This is a genomic window from Allobosea sp. ASV33 (assembly GCF_016428755.1).
Taxonomy (GTDB): domain Bacteria; phylum Pseudomonadota; class Alphaproteobacteria; order Rhizobiales; family Beijerinckiaceae; genus Allobosea.
Window position 1 is genome coordinate 1 of the sequence record NZ_JAELTI010000260.1, and the last position, 291, is coordinate 291.

Annotated in this window: 1 protein-coding gene; it reads right to left on the reverse strand. The window is 76.3% G+C overall.

Annotated features, from left to right (window positions below; genetic code table 11):
- Window positions 1-105: 105 nt before the first annotated feature.
- The coding region (locus JHD80_RS27435; RefSeq protein ID WP_199093768.1) for a hypothetical protein at window positions 106-291 on the reverse strand (186 nt) is incomplete at its 5' end.

Here is a 291-nt window from a genome sequence, read left to right on the forward strand (position 1 = left end):
TTGATCCAGGGCAGATCGAAATTCAGCGCCGGGAAAGCGAGCTGCGAGGCGATGAGCAGGCCGACCGCGAAGCCGGCGATGCCCCAGACGCCCCAGATCTGTCTCTTATACACATCTCCGAGCCCACGAGACTCTAGGCGCGATCTCGTATGCCGTCTTCTGCGTGAAAAACGGGGGGGGGGGGGGGGGGGGGGGGGGGGGGGGGGGGGGGGGGGGGGGGGGGGGGGGGGGGGGGGGGGGGGGGGGGGGGGGGGGGGGGGGGGGGGGGGGGGGGGGGGGGGGGGGGGGGGG